Source organism: Streptomyces sp. NPDC046203, assembly GCF_040646255.1.
Classification (GTDB): Bacteria; Actinomycetota; Actinomycetes; order Streptomycetales; family Streptomycetaceae; genus Streptomyces.
Window position 1 is genome coordinate 182,935 of record NZ_JBEYZX010000002.1, and the last position, 23,142, is coordinate 206,076.

A 23,142-nucleotide genomic window follows, 5' to 3' on the forward strand; every position below is an offset into this window, starting at 1 on the left:
AACACGGATTCCCCTGGCGGTTCAATCGGAGGCCGTGGAAGACGCCTTCAGAGTGCCGGTTACGCCGCGTAGTTTCGTGGTCGTGGAGAGCGGCCGGGCGGCCGGGCCGGCAGGCCGGGCCCGCCCGTCCCGCCCCTGCTCCGCGCATCCGTCACCAGGAAAGGCCCCGCACCATGACCACCACCACCGACTCGCTCACGTCCGCCCCGGCCCCGAACCGCGTCCTGCTCGCCGCCCCCGCCCCGCCCGCCGAGGCCGCCGCCCATTTCCGTGCCTCGCTGCGCCTGTACGCCGACGTCTCCGATGTCGCCGGGGCGCTCTCGGTCGGCGGCGACCCGGGTTTCGTGGTCCTCGACTCCCGTTCCACCGAGTCCTGGGACCAGGGCCGTATCCCCGGCGCCGTCCATCTGCCCACCGCGCTCATCCCCGAGCGGGCCGCGGACCTGCTGGACCCGTCGGTGCCGGTCGTCACCTACTGCTGGGGCCCTGGCTGCAACGGCGCCACCCGCGCGGCTCTCGCCCTGGCCGAGCTCGGCTACCGGGTCAAGGAGATGCTCGGCGGATTCGAGTACTGGGTGCGCGAGGGCTTCGCGTACGAGACCCCGCGGGGTACGGAGAGCCGCACGGCCGACCCTCTGACCGCCCCGGTCGCGGGCGTCTGCGGCTGCTGAGCCCTCCGCCCCGCCGCGAGAGCCCGGAGGCCCCGCGCCTCCGGGCGCGCCCCCGCCCCGTACTCCCGGCCTCGCGCCCCCCGCCCCGCCCCGGCCCGCACTCCCGGCCGCGCGCCCCGCCCCACCCCCGACCGTCGCCCCTACTTGCCAAAGAGAACCGGAGAGCGCGAGCGCGCATGTCATGGAATGGTCGGGACTGCCCTGGTCTGTCCAGGCCGGACAGCCCTGCCGCGCATGACCGACCGGCGGTGATGTACTAGAGTTATCTCGACATCGAGATATCTGCCGAGGCGCACCGCTGCCGCCAGTCGGTAAGGGTTACCTTACTTAGCCCTACCTTAGTGGGTCGACGACGTGTACGTGGCGGCAGGATGTGGTGGAACGCGCACATATATGAAGGAGACTGTCGTGTCGGCGAACAGCTTCGACGCCCGCAGCACGCTCAGCGTGGGCGACGAGTCGTACGAGATCTTCCGGCTGGACAAGGTGGAGGGCTCCGAGCGCCTTCCCTACAGCCTGAAGGTTCTCCTGGAGAACCTGCTCCGCACCGAGGACGGCGCGAACATCACCGCCGACCACATCCGGGCCCTCGGGAACTGGGACTCCCAGGCCCAGCCGAGTCAGGAGATCCAGTTCACGCCGGCGCGCGTGATCATGCAGGACTTCACCGGCGTCCCCTGCGTCGTCGACCTCGCCACCATGCGCGAGGCCGTCAAGGCGCTCGGCGGCGACCCGGCGAAGGTCAACCCGCTCGCCCCGGCCGAGCTGGTCATCGACCACTCCGTCATCGCCGACAAGTTCGGCACCAACGACGCCTTCCAGCAGAACGTCGAGCTGGAGTACGGCCGCAACAAGGAGCGCTACCAGTTCCTGCGCTGGGGCCAGACCGCCTTCGACGAGTTCAAGGTCGTCCCCCCGGGCACCGGCATCGTCCACCAGGTCAACATCGAGAAGCTGGCCCGCGTCGTCATGGTCCGTGACGGCAAGGCCTACCCCGACACCCTGGTCGGCACCGACTCCCACACCACCATGGTCAACGGCCTCGGTGTGCTCGGCTGGGGCGTCGGCGGCATCGAGGCCGAGGCCGCGATGCTCGGCCAGCCGGTCTCCATGCTGATCCCGCGCGTCGTCGGCTTCAAGCTGACCGGTCAGCTCAAGCCCGGCACCACCGCCACCGACCTGGTGCTCACCATCACCGAGATGCTGCGCAAGCACGGTGTCGTCGGCAAGTTCGTCGAGTTCTACGGCGAGGGTGTGGCGGCCACGAGCCTCGCCAACCGCGCCACCATCGGCAACATGTCGCCGGAGTTCGGTTCCACCGCCGCGATCTTCCCGATCGACGACGAGACCCTGAACTACCTGCGTCTGACCGGCCGCAGCGCCCAGCAGGTCGCGCTCGTCGAGGCGTACGCCAAGGAGCAGGGCCTCTGGCTGGACCCGAAGGCCGAGCCGGACTTCTCCGAGAAGCTGGAGCTCGACCTCTCCACGGTCGTCCCGTCGATCGCCGGCCCGAAGCGTCCGCAGGACCGCATCGTCCTCGCCAACGCCTCCGAGCAGTTCAAGACCGACGTCCTGAACTACGTCTCCACCGCCGACGAGGCCGGCGAGGAGTCCTTCCCCGCCTCCGACGCCCCGGCCGCCTCCAACGGCGTCCCGTCGAACCCGGTCACCGTGACCGCCCCCGACGGCAGCACCTACACGATCGACCACGGCGCCGTCACCGTCGCCGCGATCACCTCGTGCACCAACACGTCGAACCCGTACGTCATGGTCGCCGCGGCCCTCGTCGCGAAGAAGGCCGTGGAGAAGGGCCTGACCCGCAAGCCGTGGGTCAAGACCACCCTCGCCCCGGGCTCGAAGGTCGTCACCGACTACTTCGACAAGGCGGGCCTGACCCCGTACCTCGACAAGGTCGGCTTCAACCTCGTCGGCTACGGCTGCACCACCTGCATCGGCAACTCCGGCCCGCTGCCGGAGGAGGTCTCCAAGGCCGTCAACGACCACGACCTCGCGGTCACCTCGGTGCTCTCCGGCAACCGTAACTTCGAGGGCCGGATCAACCCCGACGTCAAGATGAACTACCTGGCCTCCCCGCCGCTGGTCGTCGCGTACGCCCTCGCGGGTTCCATGAAGGTGGACATCACCAAGGACGCCCTGGGTGTCGACCAGGACGGCCAGCCGGTCTACCTGAACGACATCTGGCCGACCGAGGCCGAGGTCAACGAGGTCGTCGCCGGCGCCATCGGCGAGGACATGTTCAACAAGTCCTACCAGGACGTGTTCGCGGGCGACGCCCAGTGGCAGGCGCTCTCGATCCCGACCGGCGACACCTTCGAGTGGGACGCCGAGTCGACCTACGTCCGCAAGCCCCCGTACTTCGAGGGCATGACGATGGAGACCACCCCGGTCACCGACATCGCCGGTGCCCGCGTCCTGGCCAAGCTGGGCGACTCGGTCACCACCGACCACATCTCCCCGGCCGGTGCCATCAAGGCCGACACCCCGGCCGGCAAGTACCTCACCGAGCACGGTGTGGAGCGTCGTGACTTCAACTCCTACGGCTCGCGCCGAGGCAACCACGAGGTCATGATCCGCGGTACGTTCGCCAACATCCGCCTGCGCAACCAGATCGCGCCGGGCACCGAGGGCGGCTTCACCCGCGACTTCACCCAGGACGGCGCCCCGGTGTCGTTCATCTACGACGCCTCGCAGAACTACCAGGCCGCCGGCACCCCGCTGGTCATCCTGGGCGGCAAGGAGTACGGCTCCGGCTCGTCCCGCGACTGGGCGGCCAAGGGCACGGCCCTCCTCGGCGTCAAGGCCGTCATCACCGAGTCGTACGAGCGCATCCACCGCTCGAACCTCATCGGCATGGGCGTCCTGCCGCTGCAGTTCCCGGCCGGCCAGTCGGCCGACTCGCTGGGCCTGACCGGCGAGGAGACCTTCTCCATCACCGGCGTGACCGAGCTGAACGAGGGCACCACCCCGAGCACGGTCAAGGTCACCACCGACACCGGTGTGGAGTTCGACGCGGTCGTCCGCATCGACACCCCCGGTGAGGCGGACTACTACCGCAACGGCGGCATCATGCAGTACGTGCTGCGCCACCTCGCCGGTTCCTGATCCGACCTGAACGAGCGCCCCGCCCCTGTACTCGCGTACGGGGGCGGGGCGCTCGCGTATGGCGGGGCGGAGGGCACGTCTGCGAGCATGATCGCGGGCGATCTGCTCTGTTCGACGGGGCGGAGCCGAGTGTCCCGCGACGATGAAGAACCCCGCACCTGGTACCAGGTGCGGGGTTCTTCTGTCCTTGCGAGCGGGTGGAGAGCGGGCGCCGCCAGGACGGTACTGAAAGGATTGGCCAGAAAAATGAATCCCGAGCCCCTCGTTCGATCAATCATCGCAGCGATGATGCTGCTTGAGGAATGTGAACCTGATGAGGTCGATCCGGATACGGCAGTCCGTGGTCTGGAAAGTATGGGATACGAGCTTCTCCAGCTTTCCGAGGATGAGAGAGGCGAGTTCGTGGAACTTTTGGAGCGCATGGCTACTTCCGAGGCTGATCCGCGTACGGCTGAGTTTCTTCGCAGCGTTCCGTTTGCGATCGGGATGACGGAGATCGAATAGTCGGCATGCTTGTGCCGGGTGTACGGATTCGACGGTATGGGCAAGCAGGTAGGGCCGTCTGGCGGGAGCAGCGGAGCAGCGCGTTGAAGTGCCGCGTGAGGGCGGATGGTTCGACGGGGTGGCCGTCCGGGGGTGCAGGCGAGACTGCTGTTTGCCCGCTCCGCGCCGGCTCCCACCGGGATTGAAACCGGCCGAGGCGTGATCCGCGCCGAGGCGGAAGCCGAACTCGGTTCGATGCTCGGCGAATTCGAGAAGAGCACCAGAATTTTGGCACCCGTGGCCTATACCCGGGAGGCCCTCGTCGCATGGACATCCACGCGGGCGGCAGGATCGGAAAGGGCGATCTCGACGGCCTCCTCGTGTGGGACGTACCGAAACCGACCCGAGACCGGATCGACCAGTTCGTGGAAGAGGCGAAGAATCATGAAGGCCGGCGGGGCGTTGCAGATCGACCGCGACCACTTCGCCGAGACGTCGCCAGGGACCGTCGTCTGTGTGGTCTGCTGTATGGACGGGCCGGTCGGGCTCGGCGACGTGGTCAGCGCGGAGCGCTCGGCCGAGGCGTGGTCGGCGCGCGTGGAGATGATGCACCACAGGCTGAGCGCGACCAGCCGACTGGATTCGCCCGTCTCCGTGATGGTGGAGGTCGTGGGCGAAGACTGTGCGGAACTCTCCGACGTCGACCACCTGTACACCTATGCGGGAGTCTGAGGGCGTCGAGCCGTATGGACATGGTGAGCAACCCGGAGGGGCTGTGACCGGAAACCCGGGCACAGCCCCTCCGGCGGTTCCGGGGCAGCCATAGGCCGGGCCCCGTGATCCGCCCGCACGGCGCTGTACCCGCCGACCGCCGGCCGACAGCGGCACCAGGGCCCCCTCCCACCGAAAGGGAGGAGGCCCTTCCGTATGTCCGGAAACAAGTGCGGGTGTGGAGGTGCGGGAGAGTTTCAGGAGTGGGGAAAGCAGGCAAGTATCCAGGAATGTCAAGGTCGTTGGCGGTACGCCACGCACGTGATCCGGCCGATTCGGCGCGCGTATCGGCCAGTTGGCGAACAGAGGTCTCAACTCGGAGACGACTGCCGGGTAAACACCGCATCGATCTTGCTCCGGCGAAGGGAAGTGGACTATACCTGTCGGCGTCCCGCCCGTCGTTCCGAGCAGTCGGCGACGGCCCGACGCCTGCACGACCCAGCTGCAATTGACCGCGGTGGCGGGGCCCTTCGCCTGAGGCGAACTCGGTACGGGCGACCGGTACACCGCCTGAGTCCTGAATGAAGGCGAGGACTTGAGCATGGGATCCACCTCCGCCCAGAACGGCACCTCGAACGGCACCCCGAGCGGCACCCCCGAGCAGGGGGGCGTCGGACGCCGCGATCTGATCAAGCGCTCCGCCGCACTCGGTCTGATCTCCGTGCCCGCCATGGGCTTCCTGTCCGCGTGCGCCTCCGGCGGCGGCGGTGACGAGAAGTCGAACAAGCCCAAGGGTGAGAAGACCAAGGACAACCCGTTCGGCGTGGCCAAGGGCGGAAAGCTCGACGTCGTCGTCTTCAAGGGCGGATACGGCGACGACTACGCCAAGGCGTGGGAGGCGAGCTTCCAGAAGAAGTGGGGCGTCACCGCGTCCCACACCGGCACCCAGGAGATCACCGGCAAGCTCCAGCCCCGCTTCAACGCGGGCAACCCGCCGGACATCATCGACGACTCCGGCGCCCAGAAGATCAAGATCGACGTTCTGAACAAGAACGGCCAGCTGCTCGACCTCGCCGCGGTCCTCGACGCCCCCTCCATCGACGACCCGAGCAAGAAGGTCCGCGACACCCTGATCCCCGGCACCCTCGACGCGGGCATCCTGGAGGGCAAGACCGTCGCCCTCAACTACATCTACACGGTGTGGGGCCTGTGGTACTCCGGCAAGCTCTTCAAGGAGAAGGGCTGGAGCGAGCCGAAGACCTGGGACGACTTCCTGGCCATCTGCAAGGACGCCACCAAGCAGGGCATCGGCGGCCTCGCCCACCAGGGCAAGTTCCCGTACTACATCAACGTCGCCATCATGGACCTGATCGCCAAGAAGGGCGGTCTGGACGCGATGAAGGCGATCGACAACCTCGACCCCAAGGCGTTCGTCGGCTCCGACGCCGCCAAGGCGGCCGTCGAGGCGGTGTACGAGGTGGTCGAGAAGGGCTACCTGATGCCCGGCACCAACGGCCTGACCCACACCGAGTCGCAGACTCGCTGGAACCAGTACAAGGCCGCCTTCATCACCAGCGGTTCCTGGCTGGAGAACGAGCAGCTGAAGCAGACCCCGGACGACTTCGACATGAAGTTCATGCCGATGCCGGTGCTGCCGGGCAGCGCGATGCCGTACGAGGCGATCCGGGCCGGCTCCGGCGAGCCGTTCATCATCCCCTCCAAGGGCGCGAACCTGCCCGAGGCGCAGGAGTTCATGCGGATGATGCTCTCCAAGGAGTGGTCGTCGCTCTTCGCCAAGGAGGCGAACTCGCTCACCATCCTCGCCGACGGCGTGGACCCGAACGTCAAGCTCCGTCCGGGCACCCAGTCCACCGTCGAGGCGTCCAAGAAGGCCGGGACCAACACGTTCCGCTTCCTGTACACCGAGTGGTACAGCGAGATGGACACCGAGATCCAGAACGCCTCCAACGAGCTGATGGCCAAGCGCATCCAGCCCGCCGAGTGGCTGAAGCGCGCCCAGGCGGCCGTCGACAAGGCCGCCAAGACCCCGGCCGCCAAGAAGAACCGCCGCGACTGACGACACGGGCACGCGGTCACGCGGTCACGCGGTCACACGGTAAGTGACGGCGGCCGTCGCACCCTTGGGACGTAGCGCCCTCGGGCCGACGGCCGTCCAGCTCACGGTCGTACGGCCGGCTCACGTCGTGCGTCCGGCTCGCGGTCGTACGGTCGGCAGCCCGTCGTACGACCGTCACTCCGGTCGTACGAGTCGCCGCCGTGCAGCCGCCACCCGGTCCCGCCGCCACCCGGCCACCCGGTCACGCCGCCGGCCCGCGCACGGCCGTACGGCCGCCACTCGGTCGTACGTACGGCCGCCGCGCGGTCGCGCGGTCACCCCCCACTCGGGAACACCAGGACAGGAACGCCATGCGCAAAGGGCAGTACACGTTCGTCACGGGATTCCTCCTCATCCCCGTGGCCCTCTATCTGGTCTTCGTCATCTGGCCGTACATCCAGACGTTCGGCTACTCGCTGACCGACTGGCAGGGACAGTCGCAGGACTTCTCCTTCGTCGGTCTCGACAACTACGTCGCGCTCGCCAAGGACGACGTCTTCCTGGGCGCGGTCTGGCACAACATCCTGTATCTGGTGTTCGTCCCGGTGATCACCATCCTGCTCGCGCTCTTCTTCGCGTTCATGCTGAACGCGGGCGGACGCGGCCGGGCGGGCGGGGTCGCGGGCGTCGCCGGGTCGAAGTTCTACAAGATCGTCTACTTCTTCCCGCAGGTCCTCTCCCTCGCGATCCTCGCGGTGCTCTTCGGTGCCGTGTACCGCAGCGACTCCGGCGGCATGCTCAACGGCCTGCTGATCAAGATCGGCCTGGTCGACGCGGAGCAGCCCGTCGAGTGGCTGAACGAGCCGAACTACGTCCTGTGGGCCCTGCTCGCGGTCGTCGTCTGGCACGGCGTCGGCTTCTACCTCGTACTGTTCTCCGCCGCCATGCAGTCCATCCCGAGGGACATCTACGAGGCCGCGCTCATCGACGGCGCCGGCCGCGCCCAGTCCTTCTTCCGCATCACGCTGCCGCTGCTGTGGGACTCCGTCCAGACCGCCTGGGTCTACCTCGGCATCGTCGCGATGGACATGTTCATCCTGGTCTCCACCATGACCGCGCCCGGCGGCGAGTTCGGCGGCGGCCCGGACCACCACAGCGAGGTCATGTCGACCGTGATGATGCGGAACTTCCTCATCTTCGGCAAGAGCGGCTACGCCTGCGCCATGGGCGTCGTCATGCTGCTGCTCACCCTGATCCTGTCCGTCGTCACGCTGCGCGCCACCCGCCGCGAGCGCCTCGAGTTCTGAGCGGGAGAACCGACGATGACCGCACACCACGACAAGTCCGACCGGACTCCGGCCACCGGGCCGACCGACGGAACCACCACCGGACCGAGCACCGGATCGAGCGCCGGATCGAGTGCGGCCGCGGCACCGGCCGCCGGACCGAGCACGGCCGCCGACCCGAGCACGGCCCCTGAGGCAGCAGCCCCCCGAACGACCCCCGCCCAAGGCGGCGGTACCGGCGTCCCGCGGCAGCGCGGCACCGGCCGGGGCAACGGCCCCGGGCCCGGCGGCGGCCCGGCCCGCGAGGGCACCGTCCTCAACGTCTTCTCGCACGGCTTCCTCGCCCTGTGGGCGCTGCTCATCGTGCTGCCGCTGATCTGGCTGGTACTGAGCTCCTTCAAGACCGACGGACAGATCGCCGGATCGGCCTTCGGCTGGCCGTCGAACTGGTCCCTGGACGTCTTCGGCCGCGCCTGGGACAAGGGCATCGGCGACTACTTCCTGAACACCGTGATCGTCCTGGTGTTCTCGGTGCCGCTGACGATGCTGTTCGGCTCCATGGCCGCGTACGTGCTCGCGCGCTACCGGTTCGCGGGCAACCGGATCATCTACTACTTCTTCGTCGCCGGCGCGATGTTCCCGGTCTTCCTGGCCCTCGTCCCGCTCTTCTTCATGGTGAAGATGCTCGGGATGCTCAACACCTACCAGGGCCTGATCCTGGTGTACGTCGCGTACTCGCTGCCGTTCACCGTCTTCTTCATGCACGCGTTCTTCCGGACGCTGCCGACGGCCGTCTTCGAGGCCGCGATCCTGGACGGGGCCTCGCACTCCCGGGCCTTCTTCCAGGTGATGCTGCCGATGGCCAAGCCGGGCCTGATCAGCGTGGGCATCTTCAACACGCTGGGGCAGTGGAACCAGTTCCTGCTGCCGACCGTGCTCATGCAGCCACAGAAGGGCGGCGACCCGGAGCGGTACGTGCTCACCCAGGGCCTCATCCAGCTCCAGCAGCAACAGGGGTACGAGACGGACCTGCCCGTACTGTTCGCAGGTGTGACCATCGCCATGATCCCGATGCTGGTGGTCTACCTCTCCTTCCAGCGGCAGGTCCAGGCGGGTCTGACCTCCGCCACCCTCAAGTAGCGGCCGGCGCAAGGCCGTCACCCGATCGACGCAGTGCGGGCGGGTGACGGACGGGCGCGTACACGGTCCGGCCCCGGGGCATCGGCCCCGGGGCCGGACCTTTTGCTTCCGCATGCGGCCACCGTCGAGGACTTGACGACGACGAGCCCGACAGCGGAGCTTGGAGTTCACAACTTGTACGCGACGTAGGGTGGAGTTGAGTCGATGGAGACTCCGGGTTCGCAGTCCTCTCTGCACCGGGCCAATCTGGAACGGGTCGTCCGGGCCGTCCGTATGGCGGGATCGCTCACCCAGGCGGAGATCGCCCGGGCGACCGGTCTGTCCGCCGCCACGGTCTCCAACATCGTGCGGGAGCTGAAGGACGGCGGGACCGTCGAGGTCACCCCGACCTCCGCCGGCGGCCGCCGGGCCCGCAGCGTCTCGCTCAGCGGCGACGCGGGCGTGGTCGTGGGGGTCGATTTCGGCCATACGCACCTGCGCGTCGCGATCGGCAACCTGGCCCACCAGGTGCTCGCCGAGAAGACCGAGCCGCTGGATGTGGACGCCTCCTCCGCGGAAGGCTTCGACCGGGCGGAAAGCCTGGTCAAGGGGCTGATCGAGGAGACCGGGATCCGCCGGGACAAGCTCGTCGGCGTCGGCCTCGGCGTGCCCGGCCCCATCGATGTCTCCTCGGGGACCCTCGGCTCGACGTCCATCCTGCCGGGCTGGAGCGGGATCAGCCCCGCCGACGAGCTCTCGAAGCGGCTCGGCGTCCCCGTGCACGTCGACAACGATGCCAACCTGGGCGCGCTCGGCGAACTGGTCTGGGGCAGCGGCCGGGGCGTCACGGACCTCGCGTACATCAAGGTCGCCGGCGGGGTCGGCGCCGGTCTGGTGATCGACGGCCGGGTCTACCGGGGGCCGGGCGGCACGGCCGGCGAGATCGGGCACATCACCCTCGACGAGTCGGGCCCCGTGTGCCGCTGCGGCAACCGCGGCTGTCTGGAAACCTTCGCCGCGGCCCGCTACGTCCTGCCACTGCTCCAGCCCACCCACGGCCCCGATCTGACCATGGAACGGGTCGTCCAGCTGGCCCGCGAGGGCGACCCCGGCTGCCGCCGGGTGATCGCCGACGTCGGGCGGCACATCGGCAGCGCCGTGGCCAGCCTCTGCAATCTGCTGAACCCGAGCCGGGTGATCCTCGGCGGCGATCTCGCGGAGGCGGGCGAGCTGGTGCTCGCGCCGATCCGGGACTCCGTCGCGCGCTACGCGATCCCCAGCGCCGCCCGCCGGCTCGTCCTCGCCCCGGGGGCGCTGGGCGGCCGGGCCGAGGTGCTCGGCGCGCTCGCGCTCGTGCTGAGCGAGACGGGCGACTCGACGCTCCTGGAGAACGCGCTGGGCGCACCGTGAGCGCAGCCGCAGCCGCAGCCGCAGCCGCAGCCGCAGCCGGAGCCGGAGCCGGAGCCGGGACGCCCACCGTCGGGATGCCCGTGGCCGGGACGCCCACAGCGGGGATGCCCGCCATCGGGATACCGGCCGTCGGGTGATCGTCGGGGTGACCACGGGGGTGACTCCTGGGGCGACGGCCGGGGCGACCGCCGGAGCGCCTCCCGTGGCGCCTCCCGTGGTGGCTCCCGTGGTGACCGCCGGGTCGGGGAGCGGAACGAGGTCGCGGATGCCTTCACTTAGATAACGGATGGCACCGTTGTCATCTCGTTAAGAATTTACTCCTTGACGCCGACTCTGGGGCCGAGTTGACTGCCAGCCACCTCGGCCGCGACGTCGCGGCCTCGTCAGGGAGGCAACCCCACATGAACGCAATGACGCGTCGCGTCGTCATCGGCACGGCCGCACTGTCGATGGCCCTCTCCCTCTCCGCCTGCGGCAAGGCCGGCGACAGCGGCTCGGACGACGCGGGCGGCGACGGCAAGACCATCGGCCTGCTCCTTCCGGAGAACAAGACCACGCGTTACGAGACCTTCGACCGTCCGATCATCGAGGCGAAGATCACGTCCCTGTGCTCGGACTGCGTGGTCAAGTACAACAACGCGGCCCAGGACACCGAGACGCAGAAGAAGCAGTTCGACGCGCTCGTCACCCAGGGCGTGAAGGTGATCATCCTGGACGCGGTCGACTACAAGGCGACCAAGCCCTGGATCCAGCAGGCGGAGAAGAAGGGCGTGAAGGTCGTCGCGTACGACCGCCTCACCGAGGGCCCGATCGCCGCCTACGTCTCGTACGACAACGAGAAGATCGGCCGCCTCCAGGGCGAGGGTCTCGTGAAGGCGCTGGGCGACAAGGCCAAGGATGCCAACGTTGTCATGATCAACGGCTCGCCCACCGACCCCAACGCCCCGCTGTTCAAGAAGGGCGCCCACAGCGTCCTCGACAGCGGCGTGAAGAAGATCGTCTACGAGCAGGACATCCCGGACTGGTCCCCGGACGAGGCGGCCAAGAAGATGGGTGCCGCCATAGACTCGCTGGGCAAGGGCGGCTTCCAGGGCGTCTACTCCGCCAACGACGGCATGGCCGGCGGCGCCATCACCGCCCTCGCCAAGCAGGGCATCAAGGTCCCGGTCGGCGGCCAGGACTCCGAACTCGCCGGTCTGCAGCGCATTCTGAAGGGCGACCAGTCCTTCACGATCTACAAGCAGATCAAGCCCGAGGCCGAGACCACCGCGGAGATCGCGGTGAAGATCCTCAAGGGCGAGAAGTTCGACGACCTCACCCCGCTCAAGGTCACCAGCCTCACCGGCGAGTTCAAGGACATCCCGGCGAAGCTGTACGACGCGCAGATCGTGACCAAGGAGAACATCGCCTCCACGGTCATCGCCGACGACGTCTACAAGGCGGCCGACATCTGCACCGCCGAGTTCAAGGCGGCCTGCGAGGCGGCGGGCATCAAGTAGCCCCGGCCCGGCGGTCGGCCGGACGAACCCGGTCGGCTGCCGCCGCCGAGTGACGCGAGCGACGAGAGCCGTACGAGCCGCGCAAGCCGCGCAAGCCGCGCAAGCCGCGTAAGCCGTGCGAGCCGCGTAAGCCGTGCAAGCAGTGCGAGCTGTACGGGTCGTACGAGCCGCGCGAGTTCAACGGCCGCGCGGTCCGTACGAGCCGTACGGGCCCGTACGACCCGCACGGCCCGCACGAGGCGTACGAGACGTACAAGCTCAACAGCCTTGCGGTTCAAGCGAGTTGTTCGAGTCGTAAGAGTCGTACGAGCTGCGCGAGTTGTACGCGCCGTACCGGTCGTACGCTTCGCGGAACGGCACGCACGGCACGAGCGGCACCCCGGTCCGGTCCGGCGCACCCGCCCCGATTCCACGCCCCGCAAGCGGGGGCGGGGCGCCGGACTTTCCTCCGCTCGCGCGTCACACCCCGCCGTTCTCCCTGCCCCCCACGCCCCGCCCGTCCGGGCGGGCGAAGGAGATGATTCACGTGTCCGCTGCCGCGCCCGTGCTGGCGTTGCGCGGGGTCTCCAAGCGGTTCGGCGCCGTACAGGTGCTGACCGATGTCGACCTGGAGATCCATGCCGGAGAGGTCGTCGCCCTGGTGGGCGACAACGGAGCCGGCAAGTCGACCCTCGTCAAGACGATCTCGGGTGTTCACCCGATCGACGACGGCACCATCGAATGGGACGGCCGTCCCGTCCAGATCACCAAGCCGCACGACGCCCAGAACCTCGGCGTCGCCACCGTCTACCAGGACCTGGCGCTCTGCGACAACCTCGACGTCGTCGCCAATCTCTTCCTCGGCAGCGAACTGGGCACCGGCCCGGTCCTCGACGAGATCGCCATGGAACAGCGGGCCCGGGAACTGCTCGACACTCTGTCGATCCGGATCCCGTCCGTCCGGATCCCCGTCGCGGCGCTCTCCGGCGGCCAGCGCCAGGTCGTGGCCATCGCCCGCGCCCTGATCGGCGACCCGAAGATCGTCATCCTGGACGAGCCGACCGCCGCCCTCGGCGTCGAGCAGACCGCCCAGGTGCTCGACCTCGTGGAGCGGCTGCGCGAGCGCGGCCACGGCGTCATCCTCATCAGCCACAACATGGCCGACGTCCGCGCCGTCGCGGACCGGGTCGCGGTGCTCCGCCTCGGCCGCAACAACGGCGTCTTCCCGGTCGCCGGGACCAGCCATGAAGAGATCATCGCCGCCATCACCGGCGCCACGGACAACGCCGTGACCCGCAGGCAGGCCCGTACGGCAGTGAAGGAGGACGCCCGATGAGCGACCTCGCCAAGACCCCCGCCGACGGTACGCCCGAGGCCGCGACCACACCGGACGCCGCCGCCAAGTCGTCCGCCAAGTCGTCCGCCACCGTCCCGGCCCAGGCCGGCGCCCCGGCTCCGACCCCCACCCCGACCCCCGCCCCGGCAGCGGCCCCCTCCCCGGCAGCGACCACCCCGGCCGTCGACCCCCGCCTCCTCGTCCGCGAGGAGGGCTTCAAGGGCTACTGGGCCGAGTTCACCCGCAAGATCCGAGGCGGCGAGCTCGGCTCCCTCCCGGTGATCCTCGGCCTGATCGTCATCGCGATCGTCTTCCAGCTCCAGAACGAGAACTTCCTCTCCGCCGGCTCCGTCGCCAACGTCGCCGTCTACGCCTCCGGCCTCGGCATCATGGCCGTCGGCATCGTCTTCGTCCTCGTCCTCGGCGAGATCGACCTCTCCCTGGGCTCGGTCGCCGGCGTCGGCGCCGCCGTCTGGGCCGGCCTCCAGGTCAGCAACGGCGTGAACGAGTGGCTGTCGCTCGCGCTCGCCATCCTCAGCGGCACCGTCATCGGTGTGCTGCACGGCTTCTTCTTCGCCAAGCTCGGCGTGCCGGCCTTCGTCGTCACCCTGGCCGGCTTCCTCGGCTGGATGGGTCTCCAGGAATGGTTGATGGGCGGCGAGGGCTCCATCAACGCGCCGTCCGGCAGCGTGGTGGAGAACCTCACCGGCTACTTCTTCGCCGACAAGATCGCCGCCTACGGTCTCGCGCTGGTCGCCATCGCCCTGCACATCCTGACCCAGCTGCGCGAGCGGAGCCGCCGCCGCTCGGCCCGGCTGCCCGCCCGCCCGATGGCCGAGATCCTGCTGCGCAGCGGTCTGTTCGCGGTCCTGGTCCTGGTCGCGGCGTACGTCATGAACGAGCCCGCCGGCGCCCGCGGTCTGCCGCTCGCCCTCGTGCTCTTCCTGGCCGTCCTGGTGGGCGCCGACTTCGTCGCCCGCCGTACCGTCTTCGGCCGCAAGGTGTTCGCGGTCGGCGGCAACGCCGAGGCGGCCCGCCGCGCCGGCATCAACGTCGACCGGGTCCGTATCGCCGTCTTCGCGATCTCCGGCACCCTCGCCGCCTTCGGCGGGCTCTTCATCGCGAGCCTGTCCGGCGGCGCCACCAAGAGCCTCGGCGGCGGCAACACCCTGATGCTGGTCATCGCCGCGGCCGTGATCGGCGGCACCAGCCTCTTCGGCGGCCGGGGCAAGGTCTGGTCCGCGCTGCTCGGCATGATCGTGATCCAGTCGATTCAGCAGGGCCTGAACATGATCGGGATGTCCAATTCGATCCAGAACATGATCACCGGCGCGGTGCTGCTCGCCGCCGTCGTGATCGACTCGCTCTCCCGCCGTACCCAGAAGACGGCCGGCCGCGCTTGATCCACCCCTGATTCACGGCCACTCTTGTCCGGGTACGCCCGGAAAGTCCCCGGCAGTATCGTGACGCGTCTCTCGTCGAGCGCGTCACACTCCGCCCGGCGCCCGAACCGGCGCCGGGCGCTGCTGCGTCCGGATGAGCGCGGGGGCCGGCCGGACCAGTGTGCTGTCGGCCATCCGGATGGTGGCGATCCGCCAACCCGATGCCCGCGGGCCAGGGCGGAACATTAGACTCGACCAATCGGCAAGCTCGACCAGTTCAAACGCAAGGAGGCACGGGTGGCCCTGCTGACCCGTATCAGGGGACCGCGAGATCTGGACCGGCTCTCCTCGGAACAGCTGGAGCAGCTGGCCGGAGAGATCAGGACTTTCCTCGTGGACGCCGTCTCCAAGACCGGCGGGCACCTCGGTCCCAACCTGGGCGTGGTCGAGCTGACCATCGCCCTGCACCGCGTCTTCGACTCGCCCCGCGACCGCGTCCTGTGGGACACCGGTCATCAGAGCTACGTCCACAAGCTGCTCACCGGCCGCCAGGACTTCTCCAAGCTCAAGATGAAGGGCGGCCTGTCCGGCTACCCCTCGCAGGCCGAGTCCGAGCACGACGTCATCGAGAACTCGCACGCCTCGACGGTCCTCGGCTGGGCCGACGGTCTCGCCAAGGCCAACAAGATCCTGAAGAAGGACGACCACGTCGTCGCCGTCATCGGTGACGGCGCCCTCACCGGCGGCATGGCCTGGGAGGCGCTCAACAACATCGCCGACGCCAAGGACCGTCAGGTCGTCATCGTCGTCAACGACAACGAGCGTTCGTACGCGCCCACCATCGGCGGCCTCGCCAACCACCTGGCCACCCTGCGCACCACGGACGGCTACGAGCGCTTCCTCGCCCGCGGCAAGGACATCCTGGAGCGCACGCCGGTCGTCGGGAAGCCGCTCTACGAGACCCTGCACGGCGCGAAGAAGGGCCTGAAGGACTTCATCGCCCCGCAGGGCATGTTCGAGGACCTCGGCCTGAAGTACGTCGGCCCGATCGACGGCCACGACATGGAGGCCCTGGAGTCCGCGCTGACCCGCGCCAAGCGCTTCGGCGGCCCGGTCATCGTGCACTGCCTCACCGAGAAGGGCCGCGGCTACCAGCCCGCGCTCCAGGACGAGGCCGACCGCTTCCACGCCGTCGGCAAGATCCACCCGGACACCGGTCTGCCGATCTCCTCCTCCGGTGCCGACTGGACCAGCGTCTTCGGCGACGAGATGGTCGCGCTCGGCAAGGAGCGCGAGGACGTCGTCGCCATCACGGCGGCCATGCTCCAGCCGGTCGGTCTCGACAAGTTCGCGAAGGAATTCCCCGAGCGGGTGTTCGACGTCGGTATCGCCGAGCAGCACGCGGCGGTCTCCGCCGCCGGTCTGGCGACCGGTGGACTGCACCCGGTGTTCGCGGTCTACGCGACCTTCCTCAACCGCGCGTTCGACCAGGTCCTGATGGACGTGGCCCTGCACAAGTGCGGTGTCACCTTCGTCCTGGACCGGGCCGGCGTCACCGGCACCGACGGCGCCTCCCACAACGGTATGTGGGACATGTCGATCCTCCAGGTCGTCCCGGGGCTGCGGCTCGCCGCGCCGCGCGACGCCGACCAGGTCCGCGCGCAGCTGCGCGAGGCCGTCGAGGTCGACGACGCGCCCACCGTGGTCCGCTTCTCCAAGGGCGCGGTCGGTCCGGCCGTTCCGGCGGTGCGCCGGGTCGGCGGCATGGACGTGCTGCGCGAGGCCGGCACCGACCGGCCGGACGTCCTGCTCGTCTCGGTCGGCGCGCTCGCCCCGATGTGCCTGGAGATCGCCGGTCTCCTCGACCAGCAGGGCATCTCCACCACCGTGGTCGACCCGCGCTGGGTCAAGCCGGTCGACGAGGCCCTCGCCCCGCTGGCCGAGCAGCACCGGGTGGTCGTCACCGTCGAGGACAACAGCCGTGTCGGCGGCGTCGGCTCGGCCGTCTCGCAGGCGCTGCGCGACGCGGGTGTGGACGTACCGCTGCGCGACTTCGGCATCCCGCCGCGCTTCCTCGACCACGCCTCGCGCGGCGAGGTGCTGGCGGAGATCGGCCTGACGGCCCCGGACATCGCCCGGCAGGTCACCGGACTGGTCTCGCGGCTGGACGGCCGTTTCGAGCCCGGTACGGCGCGGGCGAACGGTGACGGGTCGGCCGGCAAGACGGCCGAGGCCAAGGCTGACAAGGCTGACAAGGCTGACAAGGCGGCCAAGGAGAAGGTGGCGGAGCCGGTCCGGGACTGACCGGAGGCCGGTACGCGGAGGTCGGTGCTCGGCGCTCGGTGCTCGGCGCTCGGAGCTTCGGCGAGGTGGCGGAGCGAGGGGCGGCCTGGGGCCGGCGAGACCTGACGGGGTGACGGAGTCGGCCCGGGGGAGGGAGCCGGCCCGGGTCCGACAGGTCCCGGAAAGGTCGGCGAGACGATGGGCCTCGGCAAGGTCGGCGAGGCGATGGGCCTCGGTGACGTTGGCGGGGCCGGCCCGGAACTGACGGGATCCCCTCCCAGGCCCTGACCCCCCTCGGCCCCTGGCCCTTCGCAGTCCGGGCCATGACCCGGCCCCGGGGCGGGAACCCGGGCCCTGGATCCCGGGTCCCCGACCCGTCGTCCATCCTGACGGGTCCACCCCTGCTTCACCCAGGGCCGGTCGGCACTCTTCAGGGAGAGCCGACCGGCCCTTCCCATGCCTGCTGTCCCTGGTGTGGGGAGCCGGCGGCCGGTGCACCTTCCGGCGGTATCCACCCCTTCGTCTCTTCGCTCCTTCTCTCATTCACCTGTTCGGGTGTTCGGACGTCACTGGGTGTCGAACTCGACGGCCACCGAAGACGCGCCCCGCAGCGCCGCGACCCCCTCGGCCTCGGCGCGCAGCGCTTTCCTGTCCCGCTCCCGCATCGGGCCGAAGGCCGTGACACGGATGGTCACCTTTCGTCCGCGTGTACGGCCGGGGCCGCTCGTACCGCCGGGGTCATTCGTATCGCGGGCGCCGCTCGTACCGCCGGCGCCGCTCCTCCCGCTCGTACGGGCACGCCAGACGCCGGTGATCCTGCCGTCCACCAGCACGGTGCCGGGACTGCCGACCGTCTTCCACACCGCGCGGTGGTACGCCGGGTCGACGATCGTCGCGCGGTCGCGCATGTGGGTGTACGGATCGCCCGGCGGCAGAAGGCGTACGCCCGTCGGGTCCGGTACGGAGCCCAGCGCGTCCAGGTCCTCGGCGAGCATCCACGCCGTACGGCCGCCGAAGCCGACCGGTGCCATCTCGTCCTCCACCGCACCCCACCAGGGCCCGGTGTCACCGGCCCGCACGCCGAGCCAGGCCGCGAAGTCCGCGCGGGTGGAGGGCCCGTAGCAGCGCAGATAACGGCGCAGGAGTTCGGCGCGCGCTCGCTCCGGGCCGATGTCCGGGAAGGGTTCCCCGAGCCACTCGCCGACCAGGATGAAGGGCGTAGCGGCGCCGTCGCGCGAAGCGAAGCAGAGCACGCCCCGCAACGTCAGGACGCGGACGCAGAAATGGACGACGGCCTCGCCGAGCGGCTGGCCGGCGGCGTAGGGGCCTTCCTCCTGCCAGATGGCGCGTCGCTTCTTCGGCAGCCGAGGGGCGATCCGCGCGGCGACCTCCGCGCCCAGCTCGCTGATGGCGAGCCGGCGGCCGGCCAGGACGTCCTCGATCTCGGCGGCGGTCAGGTCGGCGGCCTCGGTAAGGCCGAGACCGAGCCGGTCCACCGCCGGCCCGGCGCCGGGGAGGAAGCGGCGCAGCGCCGCCTCGTCCGGTGGGAGCACGCCGGTGGTGAACACGGGCGCGTCGGCGGTGGGGACACAGAACGGCGCGCCGCGCATACACCAGCTCCGCAGCAGACTCTTGTCGCGCGCGATCGCGTCGTCCAGCCCTTCCCGGGTGAGGTCCCGTACACGGGCGTGCAGCGCCGTCCCCGCCGACCCGGGCGGGCTGTCCTGGATGCCGCAGCGGCCGGCCGCGGCGGGGAGGCCGTTCCGGTCCGTACGCCGGTCGAGGTGATGGGCGCGGAGGCGGAAGGCGGTGACGTCGTCCTTCGTCGGCTTCACCTGAGATGTCCCGGGGGATTGTCCGATCGCGGCTTGTCCGGTCGGTGCGGGAGGGCGGCCCGGTGCCGTCTCCCCGTACCACCCAGCCAAACACCCCACCCGGACGGACGCGCGCCCGGTGGCGCGCGGGTGGGTGGCAGGGGGAGGGGCGCCGGGGTGCGGGGCCAAGGGCGCCGGTGTGGGCCATGCGTCCCGTGCGTCCCGTGCGTCCTGTGCGGCGGTCTCGTCCCGGAGTGCCGACCGGGCGGTCCGCGTGCATTCTGGCCTGAAGCACGGGCAGACGGCAGCGCCCCCAGGCAGGGAGGTACGACGTGAGCACGGATGAGAGGACTCGCACGCGCACCGGCATATTCCGTACCAAATCGGTGGAACAGTCCATCCGTGACACCGAGGCGCCGGAACACGCGCTCAGGAAGTCCCTCTCCGCGTGGGACCTGACCGTCTTCGGCGTCGGCGTCATCATCGGTACCGGCATCTTCGTCCTCACCGGCAAGGTCGCCAAGGAGAACGCGGGCCCCGCCACCTCCATCGCCTTCGTCGTCGCCGGCATCGTCTGCGCGCTGGCCGCCCTGTGCTACGCGGAGTTCGCCTCGACGGTCCCCGTCGCCGGATCGGCGTACACCTTCGCGTACGCCTCTATCGGCGAACTGCCCGCCTGGATCATCGGCTGGGACCTCGTCCTCGAATTCGCCCTGGGCACGGCCGTCGTCGCCGTGGGCTGGTCCGGCTACGTCCAGTCGCTCATGGACAACATCGGCTGGCACCTGCCGCTCTTCCTGCAAGGCCCCGACGTGCCCGGCGGCACCTTCGACATCCTCGCCTTCGTCCTGGTCCTGGTGCTCACCGCCGTCCTCGTCCTCGGCATGGAACTGTCGGCGCGGATCACAACCGTCGTCGTCGCCATCAAGGTGGCGGTCGTCCTGATCGTGATCATCGCGGGGCTCTTCTTCATCGTCGGCGACAACTACAAGCCGTTCATCCCGCCCGCGACGGTCCCGCCCGGCGGCGGCTCGGACTGGACCGCGCCACTGATCCAGCTGATCTCCGGCTACACCCCGACCAACTTCGGCGTCATGGGCATCTTCACCGCCGCCTCCGTGGTTTTCTTCGCCTTCATCGGCTTCGACGTGGTCGCCACCGCCGCCGAGGAGACCAAGCTCCCGCAGCGCGACATGCCCCGGGGCATCCTCGGCTCGCTGCTCATCTGCACCTTCCTGTACGTGGCGGTCGCCCTGGTCGTCACCGGCATGCAGCACTACAGCCAACTGTCGGTCAACGCCCCGCTCGCCGACGCCTTCAAGGCCGTCGGCCACCCCTTCTACGCGGGCGTCATCAGCTTCGGCGCCGCGATCGGCCTGACGACGGTCTGTCTGATCCTGCTGCTCGGCCAGACCCGGGTGTTCTTCGCGATGAGCCGCGACGGACTGTTGCCGCGCTTCTTCTCCATCACGCACCCGCGCTACAAGACCCCGTACCGGCCGACCATCCTCCTCGGCGTGATCATCGCGATCGTCGCCGGCTTCACCAGCATCAACGAACTCGCGACCCTGGTGAACATCGGCACCCTCTTCGCCTTCGTGGTGGTGGCCGCGGGCGTCATCGTCCTCCGCCGCACCCGCCCGGACCTCCCCCGCTCCTTCCGCACCCCCTGGGTCCCCTACCTCCCGATCCTCTCGATCGCCGCCTCCCTGTGGCTGATGCTCAACCTCCCGGGCGAGACCTGGTTCCGCTTCGCGGTCTGGATGCTGATCGGCTTCGTCGTCTACTTCCTCTACGGCCGCAGGCACAGCCGCTTGAACGAGGCGGGGGATGGTGGGGCTGGTGGGGCGGGGGAGCCGGGGCCGCGGGTTTGAGGGGTGGGGCCGGGAGTTAGGGTGGGGGAGCGTGGCCGAACGAGTGGCTTCCTGTCACTTGGTGACGGCAAAGAGCGGGCAAAGTCATTCTTGACGTGCAGGTCAGGAAGAGTCTTCCCCGCAAGCGCGGGGGTGTTCCGGAGGAGCTCGGACGGTTCATCAAGGAGCAGGAGTCTTTCCCGCAGGCGCGGGGGTGTTCCGCGGCGCAGGGCTCCGGTCTGCTCGATCGTCAGGTCTTTCCCGCAGGCGCGGGGGTGTTTCGACGTTCACTGACCCCCGCCTTTGTGCGGCCGTCGTCGACCGTCTCCCCTTCAATAACGCCATCATCGAGACCGGCACCGATTCCTACCGCCTCGCCGGCACCCGATCGGTACGTGCCGAGGAAGCGGCCAAGGTCGGCTGACCGCCTCGACTACCCGCGCCCCCCAGGTTGGATGATCCGGTCGGCCGGGGCGGAAACGGACTACAGGCGGCGGCAGTTGGCAGCCGATCTCAGGTCGCGCGTTAGAGTGATCAAGGAGCCGTGACGGCTCCGGCCGTGTTCATCCATTCGCACCGGCCACACACCACGCACGGGGGAAATGACCATGCTCAAGCGCGCGACACGCATACTTGCCGCACTTTCCATGACGGCTGCCGCCCTCGGTGCCGGGGCCACTCAGGCCAGCGCGCGGTCCGCGCCCACGGGCACCATCTGCTACCAGGCGCACGTGCAGGACATCGGTTGGATGGAATGGAACTGCGACGGTGAATGGGCGGGCACCCGAGGACGGGCGCTGAACATCGAAGCCGTCCGTATCCACGTCAACTCCGCCGTCGAAACCTTCAAGGTCTGCGCCAAGGCCCACCGGTCCAACTACGGCTGGGACGACCACTATGAGTGCGCCAGCAACAACCACGAGATCCAGATCGGCACCACCGGAACCACCGGGTACTACAACCCGATGGAAGCCATGCGGGTCTACTTCGACACGTCCAGGGGCGAGCCGGACGGCAATGCCTACGTCAGGAACATCGGCTGGCTGCCCGGGCCCAGCTACTTCGTGAACAACTGGCGGGTCATGGAAATCGGCACCACGGGTCGTGGCCTGCCGATGGAGACGTTCTGGATCAAGTGATCCGAGTCAGCGGGGCGGCGGTCTTCCCCGCAGGCGCGGGGGCATTCCGTCCTCGGGCTGGCCACCAATCCCACCTGATGATCTGCCAGGCGCGCAGCCCCGGGAGGGATCCCGGACAGCATCGTCCGTGACCCCAAGCAGTAGCCCCGGCCGGGGGAGAGAGTCCGGCCGGGGCGGCCCGAGGATCAGCCGGCGAGGGTGGGCAGGAGTGTTCGCGCCCGGTCCATGAGTTCGTTGTCCGGCATCGAGAACCGTCCTACATGCAGACGGTTGTGCCCGTACACCTGTTCCTTGGGGGCCGTTGTGGCGTCGATCTCCAGCTCCCACTTCGTGTCGGCGAGATCCAGCGTGCCCACCTTCTTCACCAGGCGGGCGCTCCAGCCGGTGCACAGCGCCCACGAGGCGCAGGCCGCGCGGTCGGCGTTCACGGTCAGGTGTCAGGCAGTCGAGATCGCGCGGGACGTGGCCGTGATCGCTGTGGAGACGGGGCCGGCGCGCATGCGTCGCGAACTGAGCGGTCTGGAGCGGGTGATGAAGCCGTGGCAGGATGCCCCCGTCGGTCAGGAGCTGGCGGAGGTCCTGGCGTCCGTGACGGAGGGATACGGAGGGATACTGACATGGCAGACCCTGTGCCTCTGACCGAGGCGGAGATCGAGACGGCGCTCGCCGAGGTGCCGGGATGGCTCCGCGCGGACAATGAGATCACCCGTACGTTCGCCATTCGCTATCACGGTGGCGTGGCGATGATCGTGCACGTTGCGGATGTCGAGCGACTGATCGGCCACCATGCCGACATCGACCTGCGCTGGGGGACGGTGCGGTTCGGGATCACCACCCATGACGCCGGCCACAGGTTGACATCAGCCGACTTCGATCTCGCGCGGAGGATCGACGCGATCGCGGCGGCGCATGAGGCGAAGCCGCTCGACGCCTGACCGAGTGGCCGCACATCGGGTTCCCCGCAGGAGCGGGGGTGTTCCGTACTTCGCCCAACCGAC

The 23,142-nt window shown here is 69.3% G+C and carries 18 protein-coding genes and 1 pseudogene; 17 read left to right on the forward strand and 2 right to left on the reverse strand.

What is annotated here, in order from left to right:
• Nucleotides 1-173: 173 nt before the first annotated feature.
• The 12 genes from ABZ990_RS02555 to dxs all read left to right on the forward strand — a co-directional run bounded on the left by ABZ990_RS02555 (nt 174) and on the right by dxs (nt 17,359).
• Nucleotides 174-671 (forward strand): rhodanese-like domain-containing protein, encoded by a 498-nt coding sequence (locus tag ABZ990_RS02555; protein ID WP_361224062.1) that lies wholly within the window; start codon nt 174-176, stop codon nt 669-671.
• A gap of 408 nt (nt 672-1,079) precedes the next feature.
• Entirely contained in the window at nt 1,080-3,794 is a 2,715-nt protein-coding gene (acnA, locus tag ABZ990_RS02560; protein ID WP_361224064.1) for an aconitate hydratase AcnA, read from the forward strand.
• Between the two features lie 246 nt (nt 3,795-4,040).
• Nucleotides 4,041-4,298, forward strand: coding sequence for a hypothetical protein (locus ABZ990_RS02565; protein ID WP_361224067.1), 258 nt, complete (start codon nt 4,041-4,043; stop codon nt 4,296-4,298).
• Nucleotides 4,299-4,430: 132 nt separating this feature from the next.
• The gene (locus ABZ990_RS02570) at nt 4,431-5,009 is read left to right on the forward strand and encodes a hypothetical protein (RefSeq protein ID WP_361224070.1); all 579 of its coding nucleotides are present in this window, start codon (nt 4,431-4,433) and stop codon (nt 5,007-5,009) included.
• A 580-nt stretch (nt 5,010-5,589) separates the two neighbouring features.
• Nucleotides 5,590-7,065 carry an N-acetylglucosamine/diacetylchitobiose ABC transporter substrate-binding protein gene (gene ngcE, locus ABZ990_RS02575; RefSeq protein ID WP_361224073.1) on the forward strand — a complete coding sequence of 492 codons (1,476 nt, stop codon included), beginning with the start codon at nt 5,590-5,592 and terminating at the stop codon, nt 7,063-7,065.
• 350 nt (nt 7,066-7,415) lie between these two features.
• The gene (locus tag ABZ990_RS02580; protein ID WP_361224075.1) at nt 7,416-8,351 is read left to right on the forward strand and encodes a sugar ABC transporter permease; all 936 of its coding nucleotides are present in this window, start codon (nt 7,416-7,418) and stop codon (nt 8,349-8,351) included.
• Between the two features lie 15 nt (nt 8,352-8,366).
• The gene (locus ABZ990_RS02585; RefSeq protein ID WP_361224077.1) at nt 8,367-9,470 is read left to right on the forward strand and encodes a carbohydrate ABC transporter permease; all 1,104 of its coding nucleotides are present in this window, start codon (nt 8,367-8,369) and stop codon (nt 9,468-9,470) included.
• A 204-nt stretch (nt 9,471-9,674) separates the two neighbouring features.
• Complete coding sequence (locus tag ABZ990_RS02590) at nt 9,675-10,859, forward strand: ROK family transcriptional regulator (RefSeq protein WP_361224080.1); 1,185 nt, start codon at nt 9,675-9,677, stop codon at nt 10,857-10,859.
• 410 nt (nt 10,860-11,269) lie between these two features.
• On the forward strand, nt 11,270-12,358 hold the full coding sequence (locus ABZ990_RS02595; RefSeq protein ID WP_361224442.1) for a substrate-binding domain-containing protein: 1,089 nt from the start codon (nt 11,270-11,272) through the stop codon (nt 12,356-12,358).
• A gap of 517 nt (nt 12,359-12,875) precedes the next feature.
• Nucleotides 12,876-13,673, forward strand: a complete 798-nt coding sequence (locus ABZ990_RS02600; RefSeq protein WP_361224083.1) for an ATP-binding cassette domain-containing protein — start codon at nt 12,876-12,878, stop codon at nt 13,671-13,673.
• Nucleotides 13,670-15,076 carry a sugar ABC transporter permease gene (locus ABZ990_RS02605; RefSeq protein ID WP_361224086.1) on the forward strand — a complete coding sequence of 469 codons (1,407 nt, stop codon included), beginning with the start codon at nt 13,670-13,672 and terminating at the stop codon, nt 15,074-15,076. The genes ABZ990_RS02600 and ABZ990_RS02605 overlap by 4 nt, the downstream gene beginning before the upstream one ends.
• A gap of 276 nt (nt 15,077-15,352) precedes the next feature.
• Nucleotides 15,353-17,359 carry a 1-deoxy-D-xylulose-5-phosphate synthase gene (dxs, locus tag ABZ990_RS02610; protein WP_361224089.1) on the forward strand — a complete coding sequence of 669 codons (2,007 nt, stop codon included), beginning with the start codon at nt 15,353-15,355 and terminating at the stop codon, nt 17,357-17,359.
• Between the two features lie 545 nt (nt 17,360-17,904).
• Here the strand turns inward: dxs and ABZ990_RS02615 are convergent.
• The gene (locus ABZ990_RS02615; RefSeq protein WP_361224092.1) at nt 17,905-19,173 is read right to left on the reverse strand and encodes a winged helix DNA-binding domain-containing protein; all 1,269 of its coding nucleotides are present in this window, start codon (nt 19,171-19,173) and stop codon (nt 17,905-17,907) included.
• A 311-nt stretch (nt 19,174-19,484) separates the two neighbouring features.
• On the opposite strand from ABZ990_RS02615, the gene ABZ990_RS02620 reads away from it, so the two are divergent.
• The 3 genes and pseudogenes from ABZ990_RS02620 (at nt 19,485) to ABZ990_RS02630 (ending at nt 22,144) form a co-directional block, all read left to right on the forward strand.
• A complete protein-coding gene (locus ABZ990_RS02620) occupies nt 19,485-21,026 on the forward strand; it encodes an amino acid permease (protein ID WP_361224095.1) in 1,542 nt (513 codons plus the stop codon).
• Between the two features lie 262 nt (nt 21,027-21,288).
• A pseudogene (locus ABZ990_RS02625) lies at nt 21,289-21,429 on the forward strand (AAA family ATPase); the annotation flags it as partial.
• A 223-nt stretch (nt 21,430-21,652) separates the two neighbouring features.
• Nucleotides 21,653-22,144 (forward strand): hypothetical protein, encoded by a 492-nt coding sequence (locus ABZ990_RS02630; protein ID WP_361224098.1) that lies wholly within the window; start codon nt 21,653-21,655, stop codon nt 22,142-22,144.
• A gap of 185 nt (nt 22,145-22,329) precedes the next feature.
• On the opposite strand, the gene ABZ990_RS02635 is transcribed toward ABZ990_RS02630, so the two are convergent.
• Nucleotides 22,330-22,572 carry a hypothetical protein gene (locus ABZ990_RS02635; protein WP_361224101.1) on the reverse strand — a complete coding sequence of 81 codons (243 nt, stop codon included), beginning with the start codon at nt 22,570-22,572 and terminating at the stop codon, nt 22,330-22,332.
• A 70-nt stretch (nt 22,573-22,642) separates the two neighbouring features.
• Here ABZ990_RS02635 and ABZ990_RS02640 point away from each other — a divergent pair, with 70 nt between their 5' ends.
• Nucleotides 22,643-22,783 (forward strand): hypothetical protein, encoded by a 141-nt coding sequence (locus ABZ990_RS02640; RefSeq protein WP_361224103.1) that lies wholly within the window; start codon nt 22,643-22,645, stop codon nt 22,781-22,783.
• The gene (locus ABZ990_RS02645; RefSeq protein ID WP_361224106.1) at nt 22,762-23,079 is read left to right on the forward strand and encodes a 4a-hydroxytetrahydrobiopterin dehydratase; all 318 of its coding nucleotides are present in this window, start codon (nt 22,762-22,764) and stop codon (nt 23,077-23,079) included. The genes ABZ990_RS02640 and ABZ990_RS02645 overlap by 22 nt, the downstream gene beginning before the upstream one ends.
• Nucleotides 23,080-23,142 lie beyond the last annotated feature (63 nt).

Coding starts and splice junctions, on each gene's coding strand:
- ABZ990_RS02585 (WP_361224077.1), top strand. CDS start 8,367: ATGACCGCACACCACGACAAGTCCGACCGGACTCCGGCCACCGGGCCG.
- ABZ990_RS02605 (WP_361224086.1), top strand. CDS start 13,670: ATGAGCGACCTCGCCAAGACCCCCGCCGACGGTACGCCCGAGGCCGCG.
- ABZ990_RS02565 (WP_361224067.1), top strand. CDS start 4,041: ATGAATCCCGAGCCCCTCGTTCGATCAATCATCGCAGCGATGATGCTG.
- ABZ990_RS02595 (WP_361224442.1), top strand. CDS start 11,270: ATGACGCGTCGCGTCGTCATCGGCACGGCCGCACTGTCGATGGCCCTC.
- ABZ990_RS02645 (WP_361224106.1), top strand. CDS start 22,762: ATGGCAGACCCTGTGCCTCTGACCGAGGCGGAGATCGAGACGGCGCTC.
- ABZ990_RS02555 (WP_361224062.1), top strand. CDS start 174: ATGACCACCACCACCGACTCGCTCACGTCCGCCCCGGCCCCGAACCGC.
- ABZ990_RS02630 (WP_361224098.1), top strand. CDS start 21,653: ATGACGGCTGCCGCCCTCGGTGCCGGGGCCACTCAGGCCAGCGCGCGG.
- ABZ990_RS02580 (WP_361224075.1), top strand. CDS start 7,416: ATGCGCAAAGGGCAGTACACGTTCGTCACGGGATTCCTCCTCATCCCC.
- ABZ990_RS02590 (WP_361224080.1), top strand. CDS start 9,675: ATGGAGACTCCGGGTTCGCAGTCCTCTCTGCACCGGGCCAATCTGGAA.
- ABZ990_RS02640 (WP_361224103.1), top strand. CDS start 22,643: ATGCGTCGCGAACTGAGCGGTCTGGAGCGGGTGATGAAGCCGTGGCAG.
- ngcE (WP_361224073.1), top strand. CDS start 5,590: ATGGGATCCACCTCCGCCCAGAACGGCACCTCGAACGGCACCCCGAGC.
- ABZ990_RS02600 (WP_361224083.1), top strand. CDS start 12,876: ATGATTCACGTGTCCGCTGCCGCGCCCGTGCTGGCGTTGCGCGGGGTC.